Source organism: Streptomyces sp. NPDC043427, from assembly GCF_056436655.1.
Genome location: NZ_JBWKCC010000002.1, coordinates 691,831 through 710,152 on the forward strand (window position 1 = coordinate 691,831; position 18,322 = coordinate 710,152).

8 protein-coding genes are annotated in these 18,322 nt (G+C 70.8%); 1 reads left to right on the forward strand and 7 read right to left on the reverse strand.

Annotation, left to right across the window (positions count from 1 at the left end; genetic code table 11):
* Nucleotides 1-143: 143 nt before the first annotated feature.
* The 6 genes from AC067M_RS07000 to AC067M_RS07025 form a co-directional block, all read right to left on the reverse strand.
* The gene (locus AC067M_RS07000; protein ID WP_478695928.1) at nt 144-4,430 is read right to left on the reverse strand and encodes a LamG-like jellyroll fold domain-containing protein; all 4,287 of its coding nucleotides are present in this window, start codon (nt 4,428-4,430) and stop codon (nt 144-146) included.
* A gap of 298 nt (nt 4,431-4,728) precedes the next feature.
* Nucleotides 4,729-6,384: a serine/threonine-protein kinase gene (locus tag AC067M_RS07005; RefSeq protein ID WP_478695929.1), complete on the reverse strand. Its 1,656-nt coding sequence runs from the start codon at nt 6,382-6,384 to the stop codon at nt 4,729-4,731.
* A 72-nt stretch (nt 6,385-6,456) separates the two neighbouring features.
* A complete protein-coding gene (locus AC067M_RS07010; protein WP_478695930.1) occupies nt 6,457-8,073 on the reverse strand; it encodes a serine/threonine-protein kinase in 1,617 nt (538 codons plus the stop codon).
* Between the two features lie 66 nt (nt 8,074-8,139).
* Entirely contained in the window at nt 8,140-9,828 is a 1,689-nt protein-coding gene (locus AC067M_RS07015; RefSeq protein WP_478695931.1) for a serine/threonine-protein kinase, read from the reverse strand.
* Between the two features lie 144 nt (nt 9,829-9,972).
* A complete protein-coding gene (locus AC067M_RS07020; protein WP_478695932.1) occupies nt 9,973-12,624 on the reverse strand; it encodes a protein kinase in 2,652 nt (883 codons plus the stop codon).
* A gap of 174 nt (nt 12,625-12,798) precedes the next feature.
* Nucleotides 12,799-15,063 (reverse strand): serine/threonine-protein kinase, encoded by a 2,265-nt coding sequence (locus AC067M_RS07025; RefSeq protein ID WP_478695933.1) that lies wholly within the window; start codon nt 15,061-15,063, stop codon nt 12,799-12,801.
* A gap of 192 nt (nt 15,064-15,255) precedes the next feature.
* Between AC067M_RS07025 and AC067M_RS07030 the strand changes: the two genes are divergently transcribed.
* Nucleotides 15,256-16,296: a serine hydrolase domain-containing protein gene (locus tag AC067M_RS07030; RefSeq protein ID WP_478695934.1), complete on the forward strand. Its 1,041-nt coding sequence runs from the start codon at nt 15,256-15,258 to the stop codon at nt 16,294-16,296.
* 72 nt (nt 16,297-16,368) lie between these two features.
* Here the strand turns inward: AC067M_RS07030 and AC067M_RS07035 are convergent, their stop codons facing one another.
* Nucleotides 16,369-18,075, reverse strand: a complete 1,707-nt coding sequence (locus AC067M_RS07035) for a glycerol-3-phosphate dehydrogenase/oxidase (RefSeq protein ID WP_478695935.1) — start codon at nt 18,073-18,075, stop codon at nt 16,369-16,371.
* Nucleotides 18,076-18,322: the final 247 nt, after the last annotated feature.

An 18,322-nucleotide genomic window follows, 5' to 3' on the forward strand; every position in this document is an offset into this window, starting at 1 on the left:
GTCCACCCCGTCCCGTGCCGCGCATGCGGCACTCACCCCGTCGGCGGGGTGCACCGCTGAAAGTGGTCGTGCTCTTGCTCTGCTTGCTGTTCAGGCCGTGGGGTGGAGCCGCCGTGTCGGAGGCTGCCCCACCCGGCGTTCGATCACGGACCGGGAATGGTCGGCAGACCCGCGTAGTCCCGGCTGGCCAGTGCGGCGATCTGGGTGTCACTCGCCGCACCCTGGAGGACCCAGACGTCATCGACGGCCCCGCTCCAGTACTCGCCCCACGTGGTGACACCGGTCTTGCTCCGGCCGAGTTGGAGCCCCTTACCCGCCGCGAACGGCAGTACCGAGGAGTTCCACGACACCCTCTCCGTGCAGTCCGGGTCGTCGGCCTGGCCGTCGTCGTTGTCGTCTGCGCATGGCCTGACCTGGGTGAGGCCGTTGACGTACAGCCTCATCTGCCCGGCATAGGCGTCGTAGACGACGGCGATGTGGTCCCAGGCGTCGACTCCCTGGAAGTCGGTGTGCTCGGCCGTCGAGACCACTGCCGACGTCATGTCACCGTTGGCCATGACCAGCTGCCAGCGCCCGGCGTTCGCCGGATCGGCCCCATCCGGGACGTAGCGCACCGCGAACCCGTTGGCGTTCGCCCCGGCCATGCTCATCACCGTGACGGGCTTCTGCGGTCGGGCGGGCGTGGTGACCCAGGCGGAGACGGTGAAACTCCTGCTGGTGTCCACGGGCGAGACACTGGTGGCGGCATAGCCGGTGCTGGAGCCCTTCAGCAGGAGGCCGCCCTCGCCGATCAGGTTGCTGCTGCCCGTTCGGTCGATGCTCGCACCAGCGCCCAGGGCCAGCGGATGCGCGCTGTGATCCTCCCGCACCAGATCGTCGGACGAGGTGGCGGGACTGCCCGAGGACGTGTCCAGCTTCCAACGCCCCTCGACCGTGGGCCGGCTGTCGAACATCGCGGCGATCTCCGCGCCCGACACAGCCCGGTCGTACAACTGCACGTCCGAGATCTGCCCGGGGAAGAAGCTGGCCGCGGCACCACTGAAGCTGCTGGCCCCGATCATCACCGGGCCGCCCGCGTAGAAGGGTGCGTCGGCCTTGGCGGTCGCGACCCACTTGCCCTGGACGTACAGCCGCAGGTCGTCGGTGACGGCGTCGTAGGAGCCCACGACGTACGTCCACTCACCGCCCGGGGCGAGGGCGGCGTCGCCCTGGGACGCCCGTATGGGGGTGGCGTCCGTGCTGTCCTTCGAATACTGGTTGAACGTCCAGCCGTAGGCCGACGAGTAGTACAGCTCGAACCCCGGCACGACGGTGCCCACCTGCGTCGCGATCACCGCACCGTGCGTGGGTTTGGTCCTGGGCAGTTTGGCCCAGGCCGCCACGGAGAAGCTGTTCTGGTTGTTGAGGTGGGGGCCGGATGTGACGGCATGGTCGTCCACGCCGTCCAGAGTGAGCGTTGTGCCCGCGCGGCCCGGCTGTCCGAGCTTCGCACCGCCCTTGAGCACCGCCGGGTTCACGTCGGCTCGGCCGGTCGCCTGCGTGGTCCGCTGGCCATCGCCATCCGCGGCCGGCTCGTTCAGGGTGAACACGGCACGGGCCGGGCGACCGTCGCCGATGGAGTTCTTGCTGTAGAGGTCACTGACCTCCACGGGCGACAGAGGCTTCTCGAAGACGCGCACCTCGTCGATCGTGCCGGGGAAGTAGTTGGTCACGCTTCCCGCGAGGTTGGCCGCTCCGATCTGCAGTCCCCGCGGGGCGTCCCACGGCGTGGCATACGTGGCTGTTCCGGCCAGCTCGCCGTTGACATAAAGGGCGAGTTGATCGGCGCCCATGCTGTAAGTGCCCACCAGGTGCACCCACTCGCCCGCTCTGACTCCGCCCCCGGCCGCCTGCATGGCCCGTACCGGCGTGGCTGTGGAGGTGTCGGCCGTGTACTGGTTGAAGACCCAGCGGTCATAGCCCTTCGAGTAGTACAGCTCGAAGCCCGGGGCGTTGTTGCCGGGCTGCGCCGCGATCACCGCCGCGGTGCTCGGCAGCTTGTCCAGCTTCACCCAGGCGGACACCGAGAAGCTGAGCGACGTGTCAACGGTCGGGATGTCAGACACGAGGTAGTCGTCCACGCCGTCCAGCGATACCGCGGTCCCCTTCTTGCCCGGGGCGCCCAGGGTGGGGCCGCCCTTGAGGTCCAGGGTGCGACTGCCGGCGTTGCCCTCCGCCCGAGTGGCGCCCGCGGCGTCGGCCAACTTCCACGTTGCTCGGGACGGCTGACCTGATTTCACTCGGAACGCATAACGAGAGGGCTCACTGACCCGGCCGGAAGCATCCACAGCCTGCACGTACAGGAAGTTCGTCCCTGAGCGGGTGGGCCGGAAGCTCACCATCCTGGCCGCGCCGCCCGAGGTCGTCACCTGGTTCTCCGAGGACGCGTCCTCGTTGACGCCGTACCAGTACTTCACCACGTCGGTGTCAGGGGAGTCGACTGTGAAGGTGCCGTACCGTCCCACCCCGTCGTAGACAGGGTCGTTCGGGTCGCTGTCGTTGGCAGCCGGGTAGTCGCCCGACCTGATCGAGGGACCGACGGGCACGGTGGTGTCCCAGACGAAATAGCAGCCCGTCGCGGCTCCCGCGCCCGACCATGGCGAGGAACTGTAGTACTTGCCCTCGTCGTAGTCGAAGGCGCGCGCGAACCAGGCCACCGTCTTGTTCTTGGGGATCTTCTTTCCGTTGGGCAGCGTCTCCACCAGCGTCGTGCTGAAGTCCATGCCGGAGGCCTTCGGCGTCATGCGGTCGGAGGTCCACTGCGGCTTGAATCCACTGCCGGCGTCCCACCACAACTGGAACTGCACAGTGACTCTGTCGCTGTCAGGGTCCTTCACATCGCTGGCCGTCAGTCTCGGCAGTGAGCGGATCGCGACCTTGCTCTCGGGCTTCTTGCAGAGGCCGCCGGGCTGCATCGACAGCTGCTTCATGGCGATCTGCCGGGGCGGCCGGTTGTACTTCACCCGCAGGTACGCATCGTCCGCGAACCTCTTCCAGCCGATCTTCTCGTCCTCGTCCTTGGCCCTCAGACCCAAGGATGTGTACGTCGAGTCGTGCGACGCCGCGTACTTGACGGCGGCCGTGGCATCGAACTCCACGTTCCCGCCGGGGCACGAGGAGCTGAACCCCTTGGCCACGTTCCTGGTGTCGAGGTGGTCGAGCCAGTTGTTCTTCGAGTTGTCCCAGGTGGTGTCCGAGTCGAAGGACTTCGTTCGCCACAGCTCGACGGGTTGCGCGTCGCACGAGCCGGACCACGTCTCGCGACCCACGAACGTCGCGCTGAGGATGGACTTCCCCGAGAACCTCGAGGTGGGGAACTTGAAGAAGACTCGCTTCACGTCGTGGGGAGCGCAGTAGTCCCAGCCACAGAACCCGACACCGGCGTCCGAGTCACCGTTGAAGCGCCACTGCGGTGCGGTGGCCCAGTAACGCGAGACCATCGTCCACTCCCCAGCCTTCGGGGTGTAGGTCTGCGGGTCGATGTAGACCGGGAACGTCGTGTCGGCGTCCGTCAGCAGATCTTGGTCGGGTGTCAGTTTGAGCTGCTTGCCGTCCGGGGTGACGTGTACGTCGATGGGCGCCACCTTGGCGGCGTCGCCCGGGCCGTCGGTGCTGTCGGACTCGGCCGGGGCGGCTGCGGGCATGGCTGCGGGAGTCATCCTGCGGGTCCTGGCGGAAGCATTCGTGGCCGTCTGGGAACCCGAGTCCCACATCAGGGGCTTGGCCGCCTGGAACACCACACCGCCCGCCGTCTCGTCCACCGCCTGCAGACCACCTGAGTCCGTGGCCCGCAGGTCGAGCCCGGGAGAGTCGACGGCCAGCCTCAGCTCTGTGAGCGCCGGGTTCTTCGCCGCCTCCGGCGTGTTCACCACCAACAGCTGCGAGAACCCGTCCGTGGTGGCCCGCATCTTCAGGTCGACGTCCGGAAGCACGTCGGCGTACGTCGCGGTGTCGCCCTCGATCGCCGGCGCCGGCAGCGAGGTCGGCCAGGAGAACGACAGTTCCCTACCTGTGCGCTCCAAGGTGACGAGCGGGCCCGTACCTCCACCGGAGAAGGCGATACCAACCGCGGACGCGTTCGGCGTCACGACACCGTCGGCGCGTCGGGCCAGGGTGTTGTCGACGGCTTTCCACTGCCCTTCGACACGGGCGCGGACCGGCTTGAGGTGCTGCACCGCCTCGAACTGACCGTCCGGGGTGGCGTACACCTCACCCGACTCGCTGCGGAGGGAGGTGATCTCCACGTTGGAGCCACCGGCCTCGGCGGCGTCCTGTGCGGCCCGCATCGGCTCGACCCGCTCCGCGGCAGCCGCGGACGGAGCGAAGGTCATCGGTTGTATGCCGCCCCACAGCAGGGTTATTGCCACGACACCGAGCAGGGGTTTGATCACCCGATTCGGTCTGTCACCCGGACGCCCCGCGGACGCGCGCATTTCCCCCGCCTCTCCAGCTCCACAGTCCCCACCCAGGAGCCACACAAGTCACAGAAAGTGTGGGGACTTTAGCCTCGCGTCACATGCGCACGTCAAACAACACCGCGCAGCCGGAGAAAGGGAATCAGCCACATGTTCGAATAGGCGATAAGTGACGAAACACGCACTCGCCCGACGCGCATAGCCGGATATCCCGGTCACCGAACGTCGGTAGGGCGAGGGATCATTGACGCGAACCCTCCGCGTCCACGCGCTGTCAGAGCTCGTCCACGTCCAGGTTCGTGATGGCCGTCTGGGCCACCTCGCGTCCCCGGCCCGTGAAGTCGCCCTTGCCCGGGTAGCCGATGGTGAGCTTGTAGAGGTCGCCGGCGGAGGTCTTGTAGTAGAGGATCCGCAGCTCGCGGGGGCGCGGGTCCTCGCTGTCGTCGGTGGTGTAGACGATGGTGTTCTCGGCGGACGGCTTGCCCTGGTACGTCGTCTGCTTGGTGGTGGTCTTCGCACCCTTGGGCATGTCGAGGTTGTAGTCGCCGTTCTCCTTGAAGTCGCCGTTGTCGTCGTACATCTCGGCGGCGGCGGAGTCGGCGATGGTCTTGCCGGTGTCCTCGGACTTCTTCGTGAGGGTGAGGACGACCGAGATCGCGCCGCTGTAGTCGCTGTAGCCGACCCAGTGGGTCTGGTCCGTCTTCCGGTCGGGCACACTGCGCTGGTAGTCGGCGGGCACCGCCAGGGTCGCGGCGACGTCCTTCTCGTGGGCCGTCCTCCAGCCGTCGGGCAGCGGCCCGGCGAAGGGGTCGGCGAGCACGAGGTACGCCGTCACCGCCGCCGCGACGACCGCGACCCCGAGCCCGAACCACGCCTTGCGGCCCAGCCGTACGCCCTTCCCGCTCGCCTCCACGTACCGCACGGCCTGCGTGGCCTGCATGGGCTGCGGCGCCGGCGGGTTCACGGTCGCCTGCAGCAACGCGCGGACCTGGGCCGCCGTGGGGCGGCGCGCCGGGTCCTTCTGGAGCAGTCCGTTGATGGCCTCCGCGAGTGGCCCCTGCGCGGCCGCGGGCGGCGCGGGTTCGGCGTTGAGGACGGACTGGAGGGTCGCGGGGGTGTTGCTGCGGCGGAACGGTGAGACGCCCTCCGTCGCCGCGTACAGCACGACACCGAGCGACCACAGGTCGGACGCCGGGCCGGGGCGCTGGCCCAGCACCCGCTCCGGCGCGATGTACTCGGGCGATCCGACGAACCCGCCCGTGTCCGTCAGGTTCGTCTCACCCTCGATCTGGGCGATGCCGAAGTCGGTGAGGACCACGCGGTCGTGGCGGCCCAGCAGCACGTTGTCCGGCTTGACGTCACGGTGCAGGATGCCCGCCGCGTGCGCGGCCTCCAGCGCGCCGAGCACCTCCAGGCCGATGGTCGCCGCCTCACGCGCGCTCAGGGTGCCCTCCTGGAGGGCGTCACCGAGGGAACGTCCCTGCACCAGCTCCATCACGATCCATGGCCGATCATCGACCACCGCCACGTCGTGCACGTTCACGACCGACGGGTGGTCGAGCCGGGCCGCGGCACGCGCCTCACGACGCATCCGCTCGAACGCGTTGGCTCGTTCGCGTTCGGGAAGGTGGTCGCGGACGCGCGGCTCCTTGACGGCGACCTCCCGGTCCACCGTCTCGTCCTTGGCCCGCCACACCGTGCCCATGCCACCATGGCCGAGCTTTGCGAGCAGGCGGTAACGACCGGCGATGAGGCGACCGGTGCCGAGGTCTTTTGTCGGGCCGCCCTGCGCGGGGTGCGGCGCGACGGGCGGTGCGGGTGTCGCGTACGGGTTGTTCGGGTGCGGTATCGCGGCCTGCGGGTTCGGCGGTTGCAGAGCGAAACTCGTCGGCTCGTCAGTCCCGTTGCGGGCTCCCCCGTTGTTGCTCATGCGTCCATCCATATCGCGGTAAGCGCTCCTGCATCCACCTCGGGCGCTTTTCAGTCACAGAGCCGTGACCCTTCACGTACGTACGAACGTGTCGACCGCCACGTCGAAGTACTCCCGCGCCTCCCGCACCTTCCCGACCGGCGCCGACACCCACACGTCGTACATCCGGCCGTCCTCCTCCCAGCACAGGTCGTAGGTGTGCCGGGCGCCCTCCGCAGCGCTGAAGCCGTTCCAGGTGAACTCCCAGAGCGCGGCGGGGCGCCCGCCCTGCGTGGTCTCCGTGACCCGGCCGTCCCGGTAACCGGGGTTGGTGTCCGGGCCCTTGGCGGCCGCACGCCGCATCACCTCGAGGGGGCCGCCCGGTTCCAGGTCGGTGATCTTGACGCCGATGCGGAAGGTGTCACCCGGGGAGAGGTAGAAGACGCGTTCGCCCTGGGGAGCACGGGTGAAGCGCTCCGGGATCGCGAGCGCGAAACCGGTGGGGTCGTGGGCGATGCGGTAGCCGGAGGGGGCGCTGGTGAGGGCGGGGGCAGGCGCGGGGGCGGTTGAAGTGTTCGGCGCTGTGGAGGGCGTACTCGTGGCGGGGGACGACGTACGCGCGGTCGTGGACGACGTGCTCGTCGGTGTGCGGGGCCCCGAGCTGCTCGGTCGGCCGCCTCCGTCGCCGTCCCCGTTCATCAGCAGGGCCGCGGCGGACACGCCCGCGCCCGCCATCGCCGCGACCAGCAGCGCGGCCACCAGCATGCCCCGTGTGGACTGCCCGGCGCGGGGCGCAGTGGTCGGCGGCGGCTGTCGGGGCAGGTCCCGCTGGGTCGGCGTGTAGCCGTGCTGCGGGGTCTGCGAGGACTGCGGGGTGCGGCCGGTGTCCAGGAAGGCCCGCAGCATCCGCTCGGCTTCCGCCGCGTCCAGCCGCCGTTCCGGATCCCGCTCCAGCAGGCCCCGTACGACGGGCAGGAGCGGTGCGGCCTGCTCGGGCGGGCGGATCTCGGCGAAGACCACCGCGTGCAGGATGCCGCCCAACGAGTCCCGGCGGAACGGCGATTCCCCGCTCAGAGCCGTGCACAGCAACGCGCCGAGGGACCACAGGTCGGACTCGGGCCCGGTCCTGGCCCCGGACATCCGCTCCGGCGCGGTGTACTCGGGCGAGCCGACGAAGGCGCCCGTCTCGGTGAGCGTGGTGGCGCCCGCGACCTGCGCGATGCCGAAGTCGGTGAGGACGACACGGTCGGTGCCCGACTCCATGAGCACGTTCGCCGGCTTGATGTCCCGGTGCAGGACACCCGCCGTGTGCGCCGCGCTCACGGCGCTCAGCAGGGCGACGCCGATACGGGCCGTGTCGTGCGCGCCGACGGGACCGCTGGCGGAGATGCGGTCGGCAAGGGAGCCGCCGTTGATCAGTTCCATGACGATGTACGAGCGTTCGTCGTCCTCGACCACGTCATGCACGACGATGATGTGCGGATGGCTCAACTGCGCCACGGCGCGGGCCTCACGCAGCGTGCGGTCGCGCTGCTGGCGGGCCTCCTCGGCCGAGAGGGAGTCGTCCTGGGCGATCTCCTTGACGGCCACCTGCCGCCCGAGCAACTGGTCGGTGGCGCGCCAGACGACGCCCATGCCGCCGCGCCCGAGCCGCGCCTCCAGCCGGTAGCGGCCCGCGATGACCCGGAAGTCGGCCCCCTCGGTCCCCATGAGCCCCATCATGCCCCACAGACAGGGGCCCCTCGTCAGCCACCTTTCGGCCGCCGGCCCCGAAGGTCAGCCCGCGTTCGGCCGCCACCCCTGCAGGACCGTCTTGAACTGCCTGCTGGTCGTCGCCCAGTCCTGCGCGGGCCCCGACATGTAGATGGCGTACTCGACGCCGTCACGGCTGAAGTACGTCTCCTCGACGGCGCGGCGCGGCCCCGGGAACGGGATGTCCTTCGCCTGCGCGGTCCACGTGTACTCCCACAGGGAGCCCTCACGGTCGCGGTAGATGTTCTTCTCCATCTTCACCCGCTTGTAGTCGACCAGCCGGTGGAGCTGCTGTTCGAGGTCGAGCTGGTGCGCGTACGCGTCGTTGAAGTCGGAGGAGGTGTCGACGGCGATGCGGACGAAGTGCTCGCCGCCGTCGGGCGTGTAGTCGATCTGCTTGAGGTCGCCCTGGATACTGAAGACCTTCCGCTCCCAGGTCTTGTCGGGCAGGGAGAGCTCGAAGCCCAGGGGATCCTTGACGGTGACCCACGTGCCCTCCCCGGGCTTCGAGCCGGCCTTCGACGTGGGATTCGGAGAGGCGGAGGCCTGGTTGCCCCGCTGTCTGCCGTCCTCCAGTTTCTGCAGCACCACCGCCGTACCGCCGCCGACCAGGGCGGCGACGGCCACCACGAGCGCGAGCGTGCGCAGTCGGCGGCGTCCGGGCCGGGGGGCGGGCGCGTGTCCGGAGGGCCCGATGGAGGTCGGACCGGTCATGTGGAGGAGGGGCGTGGCCGTCGCATCCGGGAGGGGGCGGGCCGAGGCGCCCGTCATGGGACGACCGTCGGTCCCCGCACCCGGTACGGCGTGGGTCGCCGAGGTCGCCCGGGTCTCATGGGTCGCCGACTCGAAGCGGGAGCCATTGTGCTGCGTCGGCACGTACATCTGCGCGCCGTTGGGCCGCCGTCCCTCCGCCGCCTCGGCGAGCAGCTGCTCGGCCTCCGGGGCACTGGGCCGGTCGGCGGGGTCCTTGCGCAGCAGCGCGGTGATGACGGGCTCGAGCGGACCGGCGTACTGCGGCTCGGTGGCCTCCTCCTCGACGACCGCCTGCATGGTGCCCAGCGGTGAGGTGCGGCGGAACGGTGACCTGCCCTCCACCGCCGTGTACAGCGTCGCGCCGAGCGCCCACAGGTCGGAGGACGGGCCCGGGTCGTGGCCGCGCACGCGTTCGGGCGCGAGGTAGTCGACGGAGCCGACGACCTCTCCCGTACGGGTGATGGTGGTGTCGCCCTCGATCTGGGCGATGCCGAAGTCGGTGAGCAGGACCCTGCCGTCGTGGCTGAGGAGGACGTTGCCGGGCTTGATGTCGCGGTGCAGAACTCCGGCGGAGTGTGCGGCGCGCAGGGCGCGCAGCACCCACAGACCGATCCGCGCGGCCTCCATGGGCTCGACGCGGCCGTCCTCCTTCACCGCGTCGGCCAGCGAACGGCCCTCGACGAGCTCCATCACGATCCACGGCCGGCCATCGTGTTCGAGCACGTCGTGGACGGTGACGACGGCGGAGTGGTTGATCCGCGCGGCCGCCCGCGCCTCCGCCCGGGTACGGGCGAGCAACCTCTCCTGGTCACTCTCGGAGACGTAGAGCGCGGCGGTGAGCTCCTTGATGGCGACAGCCCGGTGCAGCACCTCATCGTGGGCACGCCACACACGGCCCATACCGCCGCTGCCGATGGAGTCGGCGAGCCGGTAGCGGCCCGCGACGAGCTGGCCCTGCATCTGATTCACGTTGCCCCGCAATGCTCTTGACAGGGTCAGACTAAGGACCGGCCCTCGTCCAGGGAACAAGCGGGGTCCCAAGGAAACCGCACTGTGATGGTTATCGCTTGCAGGAAGATGAGGGAACCGCGGGGGAACCGTGGCTCAACGTGTGTACCGGTAGGTCGCCGACGCCTGCTCGTACAGCCGTGTCACCTCGTCCCGTTCGGCCTCCGGGCCGCGCACCTGGAGCACGTGGTAACGCCCGTCGAGAAGGATCGCGATGTTCCGTACGAACAGGTCCTTGCCCTCGGCGGTCCAGGTGAACTGCCCCTCCGCCATGGTCCGTCCGCCCACCTCGATGGTGCGCAGTCCGGTGGAGGTGGCCCAGCTGGAGTCGCGGTACGGCTGGAGTTCGAGCTCCTTCTCCCGCTGGTAGACCATCGGATCGCTGCCGTACTTCTTCGCGGAGTCCCGCCCGGGTACGACGAGCAGCTCGAACGCACCGTGCGTGTACCGGACCTGCCCGAGCCCGTTCCGCGGCGTACGGTCCCAGCCGTTCGCCACGGCCACGCGGAAGCCCTCGGCGTCCTTGCGCACGGTGAAACCGTCGGGGACGCCGGGGTCGTCACCGGCCTGCGTCTCGGTGGAATCGGCGGACTCGGAGGGGCCGGCGGACCCGGAGGGGCCGGGCTTCGGCGAGTTCTGGTCGGGCCGGGGCTCGCTGCTCGCGTCGGGTGCCTGACCGACCTGACCACTGGCCCCCGTCCGCTCGGCGCCGTCCTTTCCGCTCGCGCCGCCGCTCTCGTGGGATTTGGGCATGAACAGCACGGCGTACGCGATCGCCGCGGCCAGCGCCAGCAGTATCAGCACGAGCAGTGTGCGGCCGAGGCTGCGGGGTGAACGGCCCGCCTCCCGTCGGCCCCGCTTGTGCCGACCGTGCGTGGAGACGGGCAGTCCGGCGCGCCGCCTGCGCACCAGTTCACCCCGGCGCCGGACGATCGGCAGCCGGTTCGGATCGGCGGGCGGAGCGGCGATGATGTGCGCGCCGGCCTCCGGCTCGGGCGCCGAGCGGACCAGCGACCGCAGCCAGCCGCGCAGTTCCTCGAAGTCGATGCGCTCGGTGGGGTCCTGACGCAGCAGCGACTCCACGACCGGCCTGAGCGGCCCGCACTCCTCCGCGAAGGCGGGCGGCTCCGCGCACACCATCTGCACCAGCTCGGCCGTCGACTCCTCGGGGTACGGCGCGTGCCCCTGTACGGCCCTGAACAGCAGCGCGCCGAGCGCCCACAGGTCGGTCGCGGGGCCGATCGGCGCGGCCAACTGCCAGTTCTCATGTACCGGCCCGGCCTGCTCCGGCGCCCACCGCTCGGTCACGGGCCCCACCACAGCCATCCGCGCCTGCCGCGCCCGCTCAGCGGCCAACGCGGTCGCAGGGCCTCGCCGCGCCGACGCGGCGGCGGCCGGCTCGCCCCAGGCCGTGGAGGGCGCCTCCGCCGAGGGGGCGGGGAGGGCACCCGCCACCGGAGCGGGCAGCGCGGGACCGTCCGGACCGTGCCCCTGAGCGGGAACGGACGCGCCGCGCACGCCGAAGGGGTCGGCGATCCGCCCGGACGGCATACCGGCGTGCGTCGCGTCCCCACCGGTCCGCGAGCCGTACGGCGACTGCGACGCCCCGTTGACGTTCGTACCGGGGCCGGCCTCGTACGGCGACTGCGACAACCCGTTGGCCGTCCCACCAGGGCCGACCTCATACGGCGACCGCGACGCCCCGTTGGCCTGGGTGCCGAGGTCGCCCTCGGCGGGAGGCCGGGCCCCGGGCAGGGCCGCACGGCCGTCCTGCGCCTCCTGTACCCGGGCGGCGGCCCGCGCGCCCGCGCGGTACGCGGCGATCGCTCCCGCACGCGCCGCGCGGATGTCGTCGCCGCTCTCCGGATCCGCTCTGCGAGCGAGCGCGGCCGAAGAGCCCGCCCCACTCACCCCGTTCGCCGCTTCCGCCCCGGGCCCCGGCAACGCTCCCGCCGCCCGCGCCTGAATGGCGGCCCGCCGAGCGGCCTCGGGGTCCACCCCACCGCTCACACCACCGGGACCACCCCAACCGACTACGCCACCACCGGAACCACCGCCACCGGCCAAGCCACCTGTACCACCTGGCCCGGCAACACCACCGGCCCCACCGCCCGCCTCACCTTCCTCGGCCGGCACCGGGTCGTACCCGCACAGCGCCTCCTCCGCCGCGCCGACGGCCAGTCCGGTCAGCATGACCCGGCCGTCGTCGCAGACGAGCACCGTGCGCGCGGTGATGTTCCGATGCACCCAGCCGTGTCCGTGCAGCACCCGCAGCGCCATGAGCACGTCGGAGGCGACCTCAGCCGCGCGATACGGCGTCAGTGGCTTCTCGGCGAGCAGCGCGGCAAGCGGCCGCGCGGCCACGAACTCACTCACTATCCACAGCGACCCGCCCTCGGCGAACACGTCGAAGACCTGGTCGAGCCGTGGATGGTCGGGGATCCGGGCCGTGGCCTGCGCGGCCTCGACCGCGCGCCGCACCACGGGATCGGCGGGCCGCCGCGTACCGCTCCCTGCCCGCGTCTGCGGGCGTCGCGCCCCGCGGTCACGCGCCGTGAACCCGTCGGGCAGCCCCTCCGCGTCGAGCACCTCCGCCTCGACGACTTCCGGCAACGGCACCTGCCTGACCAGGACTTCCTGCCCGCTGTAGGTGTCGAAGGCCCGGCTCTCGCTGAGTTCGTACGCGTCGGACGGCGGCAGCGGCAGGCGGTAGCGGTCGGCGAGTACCCGACCCGCATAGTCGTCCACGTTGCCTCCCCCGGCCGCCCGGTCGCTCAATTTCGCTCGTCCCGCGTCCCGTTCCCGCAAGAACTGGATTGCGTACGGTCCGCAGCCATTCACGATACGTGCCGGAGGCAACCTGCAAGGAGGGGATGCCAGATCTGACGCCCCAAACCCGCCCCGAACCGGGAGGCGGCCCGGTCACTTCTTCGGTTGGAAGGTCTCCGTCAGCGTCCGCCACGTGGTCTCACGCAGTTGCGAACCCCAGTCATCGGCCTTCGCCGTGTACATCAGCGCGTACCCGAGATGGCCGTTGACGACGAAGCCCCGGTCGATCGTCCGGTACTTCGTCCCGCTCTCCACATAGGTGAACTCCCAGTCGGCGGTGTTCCAGCCGCGGTAGTTCACCTCCTCTATTCGGATCGGGTCGTACTGCGAGCGCACCATGTAGCGCTCCTGGTTCTTCCAGTCCGAGACGGGGTCACCCTTCGGCGTGGATGTCCAGGCGACCAGCAGCTTCTGCCCGTCAGGCCCGGTGAAACGGTCCCCCGCCGTGCCCGTGGACTGGTACTTCCACCCCTCGGGCAGGCCTATCGAGTACCCCTGGCTCCCGCGGTGAGTCTTCGCCGCGGCGCTGTCGCCGGAGCCACCGGACCCGTCCGCGGGCGACCCGCTGCCGCCGGACGCGCTCACCCCCGTGCCGGGCGTGTCCTCGGACTTCGAGCCGGCCGTCGAGGACTTGGACGTCTCACCGTCCGTACGCGTCCCGCCGCTCTTGTCCTCCTTGGTGTCCGTACGGGCACTCTCGCTGGCGACGGTCTGCGAACCACCGCTGCCCTTCGACCCGTTCGATTTTTCGTCGTCGCCGAACGCGATGGCCAGCACGGTACCGATCACGGCGAGCGCCACGACCACCGCGATGATCACCAGCGTCCGCCGCGGCACCACATCGGTGAGCGGCGCCCTCGGCACGGGCCGCGGCGGCAGATCCAGATCCGGTGGCGTCATCACAGGCCACCCGGAACTCCGCCCGTTCCCAATCCCGTTCGCACCAGAAGCACCCGGGGTACCAGAAATGCCCGACGCGCTGGGCGCACTCGACGCACCCTCAGCACCAGAGGCAGTCCGCACCCCTCGCGCCCCCTGAGCGCTCCGCGCACCCGCGGCCCCCTCGGCTCCCCGAGCTGCCGGAACCCCGAGCGCGCTCCGCGCCCCCTGCTCCCGGACACCGGCCGCGGAACCACCAGAGACGCCCGAGCCACCAGAACCGCCCGACCCGCTCAAGCCGCCGGAACCACCCGAAGCACCTGAACCAGCACCACCCGAAGCCCCGGAGTCGACATCCCCCACCGAAGCCCCACCGCCCGACCCCGAAGCCGCCGTCCCGCTTCCGGACTTGGCGCGGGCGGCAGCCGCCGACGTGGCCGCCCCCGCCGCGACGGCCGCCTTCCGCACGGAACGCAGCGCGCCCCGCAGCTTCTCCGCGGCCTCCTCGCCCCGCTTGCCCCCGGCGCCCGCCGAACCACCCTCGTCCCCGGGCCCGTCCGGCTGCACGGGCAGCGGCACGACCCTCGTGGCGTCGAGCGGCGGCTCCGGCTCGGCCTGCTTCGGCTCGGGCGCGTGGATCACCGCGTTGAGCATGGCCCGGGCACCCGAGTCGTCGAGCCGCTTGGCCGAGTCCTTGGTGAGGAGCCCGTAGATGACGTCCCTCAGCGGCCCCGCGTTCTTCGGCTCGTCCAACGGCTCGGTCATCACCGCGGTGAGCGTCGCGATCGCGGAGCCCTTGTCGTAGGGCGGTGCGCCCTCGACCGACGCGTACAGCAGTCCGCCGAGCGACCACAGGTCGGCCGCCGGTCCCGGCTTGTGCCCGCGGGCCCGCTCCGGGGAGATGTAGGAGGGCGCGCCGACGAGCATGCCGGTCGAGGTGATCGACGGGTCGCCCTCGACCTGGGCGATGCCGAAGTCGGTGAGCACGACCCGGCCGTCCTCCGCGATCAGCACGTTCGACGGCTTCACGTCACGGTGCAGGATGCCCTCGCGGTGCGCCGAGCGCAGCACGTCGAGGACCGCGAGTCCGACCTCCGCCGCACGCCTCGGCTCCAGCACGCCGTCCTCGCGGATGACCTCGGCGAGCGACTTGCCCTCGACGAGCTCCATCACGATCCACGGCCGGTCGTCCTCGTCGACCACGTCGAAGACCGTCACCGCGCTGTTGTTGCGGATCCGGGCGATGGCCTTGGCCTCGCGCAGCGTCCGTGTGATCAGCCGGCGCTTCTCGTCCTCGTCGATGTTCCCCGGGAACCGCAGCTCCTTGACGGCGACCGTTCGGCCGAGGGTCTCGTCCTCCGCGCGCCACACCGTACCCATGCCGCCGCGGCCGAGCACTTCTCCCAGCCGGTACCGCCCGGCGAGGAGACGTGCGCTCTTGTCCTGACGGGATGTCCCCGCCCGCTCCGCCTCCGACATGCGTCCCCTCATGCAACCCGCCCTGACAGAGCCTCCATTGTCCCTCACCCGACAAGTGCCCAACGCCCAGGGTGGCTCTTGGGACACCCGAGTCCTTCACAGGCCCCGTCCGAGGTCCCCGCAGCGGTGGCCCGGCCGCCACCGCGGGTCCCGTCGCCCTGCATGATGGGCCGTGACAAGGAAGGGCCCCGGATGCCGCAGCTCGCAACGCGCCTGGCCGTGCCCGTGTCCGTGGGGCTCCTCGCCCTGACCGCGGCCGGCTCGCAGGCGACCTCGAAGCCTACGGACGCGCTGCTCCCGCTGCTGGTCCCCCGCGGCAAGGACCACGCCGCCGCGCTCCTGGCCCAGGAGGAGACCGACGTCCGCTACGTCCGGGCCGGTCACGCCGTCACCCGCACCGACCACTTCCGCGCCGGCAGCATCACGAAGACCTTCGTCGCGACACTCGTGCTGCAACTGGCCGCCGACCACCGGCTCTCCCTGTCGGACACGGTGGAGGAGCATCTGCCGGAACTGGTGCGAGGAGCGGGCAACGACGGGCGCGCGCTGACCCTTCGTTCGCTGCTCACCCACACCAGCGGCCTGTACGACTTCACCCGGGACACCGAGGGGGCCGTTCCCCTGACCCCTCTTCAGGCCGTACGCATCGCACTCACCCACCCCCCGGCCGACCCCGGCCGCTTCTCCTACTCCAACACCAATTACGTGCTGCTCGGCCTGGTCGTCGAGCAGGTCACCGGCCGCTCCTACGCGACCGAGGCCGAGCGGCGCATCATCGCTCCGCTGCGTCTGACGGGCACCTCCTTCCCGGGCTCCCGCACTTCACTGCCCTCTCCGCACGGGCGGGCCTACGCCGCCGACGGAACCGACGTCACCGAACTCGACCCGCGGGTGGCCGGAGCCGCGGGCGAGCTGGTGACCACGCTCGCCGACCTGGACCGCTTCTACGCGGCGCTGCTCGGGGGCGAGCTGCTGCCCGCGCGCCAACTGCGCGAGATGCTCGACACCCGTGCCGCACACGGCTCGTACGGCATGGGGCTGTTTCCGGTGAAGCTGCCGTGCGGCACCACGGTGTGGGGGCACAACGGCCGGATCTCCGGCAGCTACGTGCGCACCGCTGCCACCGTCGACGGCCGACGTGTCCTCACCTTTCGGGTGAACACGACGGCGATCGCAGATCCCGGCCTCGAACCGGCCCTGCTCGCCGCCGAGTTCTGCCCTCGCACTCCTTGAACGAGCCGGTTCCGAACGGAGATCCCGATCCGTGACACTCGTTCGGGTGAAGCCGCCCCGGCCGGCCGCTGCTCACAGCGGCACGATGTCCGGCGCCCCCAGCCGTGCCGCGTCCGCCGTCAGGTCGTCCGGTTGCCGCTGGGACTCCCGCTCCGCCTCCACCCGCTTCTCGTAGTGCTCGACCTCGCGCTCGATCTGGTCCTTGTCCCAGCCCAGCACCCGAGCCATCAGCGCGGCGGCCTCACGGGCGGTGCGGGTGCCGCGGTCGAAGGTCTCGATGGAGATGCGGGTGCGCCGGGTCAGAGCGTCGTCCAGGTGCCGCGCGCCCTCGTGCGAGGCGGCGTAGACGATCTCGGCGCGCAGATAGTCGTCGGCCGCGCTCAGGGGCTCGCCCAGTGAGGGGTCGGCGGTGATGAGGTCGAGGACTTCCTCCGCCAGCACGCCGTACCGGTTCAGCAGGTGCTCCACCCGCACCACGTGCAGCCCGGTCCGGGCGGCGATGCGCGCCCGTGCGTTCCACAGGGCCCGGTACCCTTCCGCGCCCAGCAGCGGGACGTCCTCCGTTACGCACTCGGCGACCCGCATGTCGAGCCCGTGCACGGCCTCGTCGACCGCGTCCTTGGCCATCACCCGGTACGTCGTGTACTTGCCGCCCGCGACGACCACGAGTCCCGGCACGGGATGCGCCACGGTGTGCTCGCGCGAGAGCTTGCTGGTGGCGTCCGACTCCCCGGCGAGCAGCGGGCGCAGCCCCGCGTACACGCCCTCGACGTCGTCCCTGGTGAGCGGTACCGCGAGGACCGAGTTGACGTGTTCCAGGAGGTAGTCGATGTCGGCGCTGGAGGCGGCGGGGTGCGCCTTGTCGAGGTCCCAGTCGGTGTCGGTGGTCCCGATGATCCAGTGCCGGCCCCAGGGGATGACGAACAGCACGGACTTCTCGGTGCGCAGGATCAGTCCGGTCGTCGAGTGGATGCGGTCCTTGGGTACGACCAGGTGGATGCCCTTGGAGGCCCGGACGTGGAACTGTCCGCGCTCACCGACCATGCCCTGGGTGTCGTCGGTCCACACGCCCGTGGCGTTGACGACCTGCTTGGCGTGGACCTCGTACTCGCCGCCGTTCTCCACGTCCTGCACCCGGGCGCCGACGACGCGTTCGCCCTCGCGCAGGAAACCGGTGACCCTCGCGCGGTTGGCGACCTTCGCGCCGTACGCCGCGGCCGTGCGCACCAACGTGGCCACGTAGCGGGCGTCGTCCATCTGGGCGTCGTAGTACTGCAGGGCGCCGACCAGGGCGTCCTTCTTCAGGGCGGGGGCCACGCGCAGGGCGTGACTGCGGCTCAGGTGCCGGTGCAGGGGCAGGCCCCGGCCGTGGCCGCGGGCCATCGACATGGCGTCGTAGAGCGCGACGCCCGAACCGGCGTACAGGCGCTCCCAGCCCTTGTGCTGGAGCGGGTACAGGAACGGCACGGGTTTGACCAGGTGGGGTGCCAGCCGCTCCAGCAACAGGCCGCGTTCCTTGAGCGCCTCGCGGACGAGTGCGAAGTCGAGCATCTCCAGATAGCGCAGTCCGCCGTGGATCAGCTTGCTGGACCTGCTGGACGTGCCCGATGCCCAGTCGCGCGCCTCGACCAGTCCTGTGGACAGGCCGCGGGTCGCGGCGTCGAGGGCGGTGCCCGCCCCCACCACGCCGGCGCCGACGACCAGGATGTCCAGTTCGCGCTCGGCCATGGCTGCCAGTGACTCGGCGCGCTGCGCCGGCCCCAGTGTCGCTGTCCTCACCGCTGCCTCCCGCTGTCGGCCGGGCCGGCCGCATCCTCAGGGCGAGGCCCGGTTCGGTTCCCCCTGCCCACAATCCTGACCGGGTTGCCCGACTTCAGCCACCACTCACTCCCAGCCTGTGGACAACCGCCACGTGACCGCCGAAGAAACACAGCCGACCAATCCCGCATAACGGTCATATTTACTCCTAGTCTGACATTGCGCTCGCCCATCCTGTCCACAGGGCTTGCGTACCTGTCCCACTTCG

Bases quoted from the DNA above. Each gene is read 5' to 3' on its own strand.
- AC067M_RS07025 (WP_478695933.1), bottom strand. From the start codon at position 15,063: ATGTCGGAGGCGGAGCGGGCGGGGACATCCCGTCAGGACAAGAGCGCA.
- AC067M_RS07010 (WP_478695930.1), bottom strand. From the start codon at position 8,073: ATGGGGACCGAGGGGGCCGACTTCCGGGTCATCGCGGGCCGCTACCGG.
- AC067M_RS07030 (WP_478695934.1), top strand. From the start codon at position 15,256: ATGCCGCAGCTCGCAACGCGCCTGGCCGTGCCCGTGTCCGTGGGGCTC.
- AC067M_RS07015 (WP_478695931.1), bottom strand. From the start codon at position 9,828: ATGCAGGGCCAGCTCGTCGCGGGCCGCTACCGGCTCGCCGACTCCATC.
- AC067M_RS07005 (WP_478695929.1), bottom strand. From the start codon at position 6,384: ATGAGCAACAACGGGGGAGCCCGCAACGGGACTGACGAGCCGACGAGT.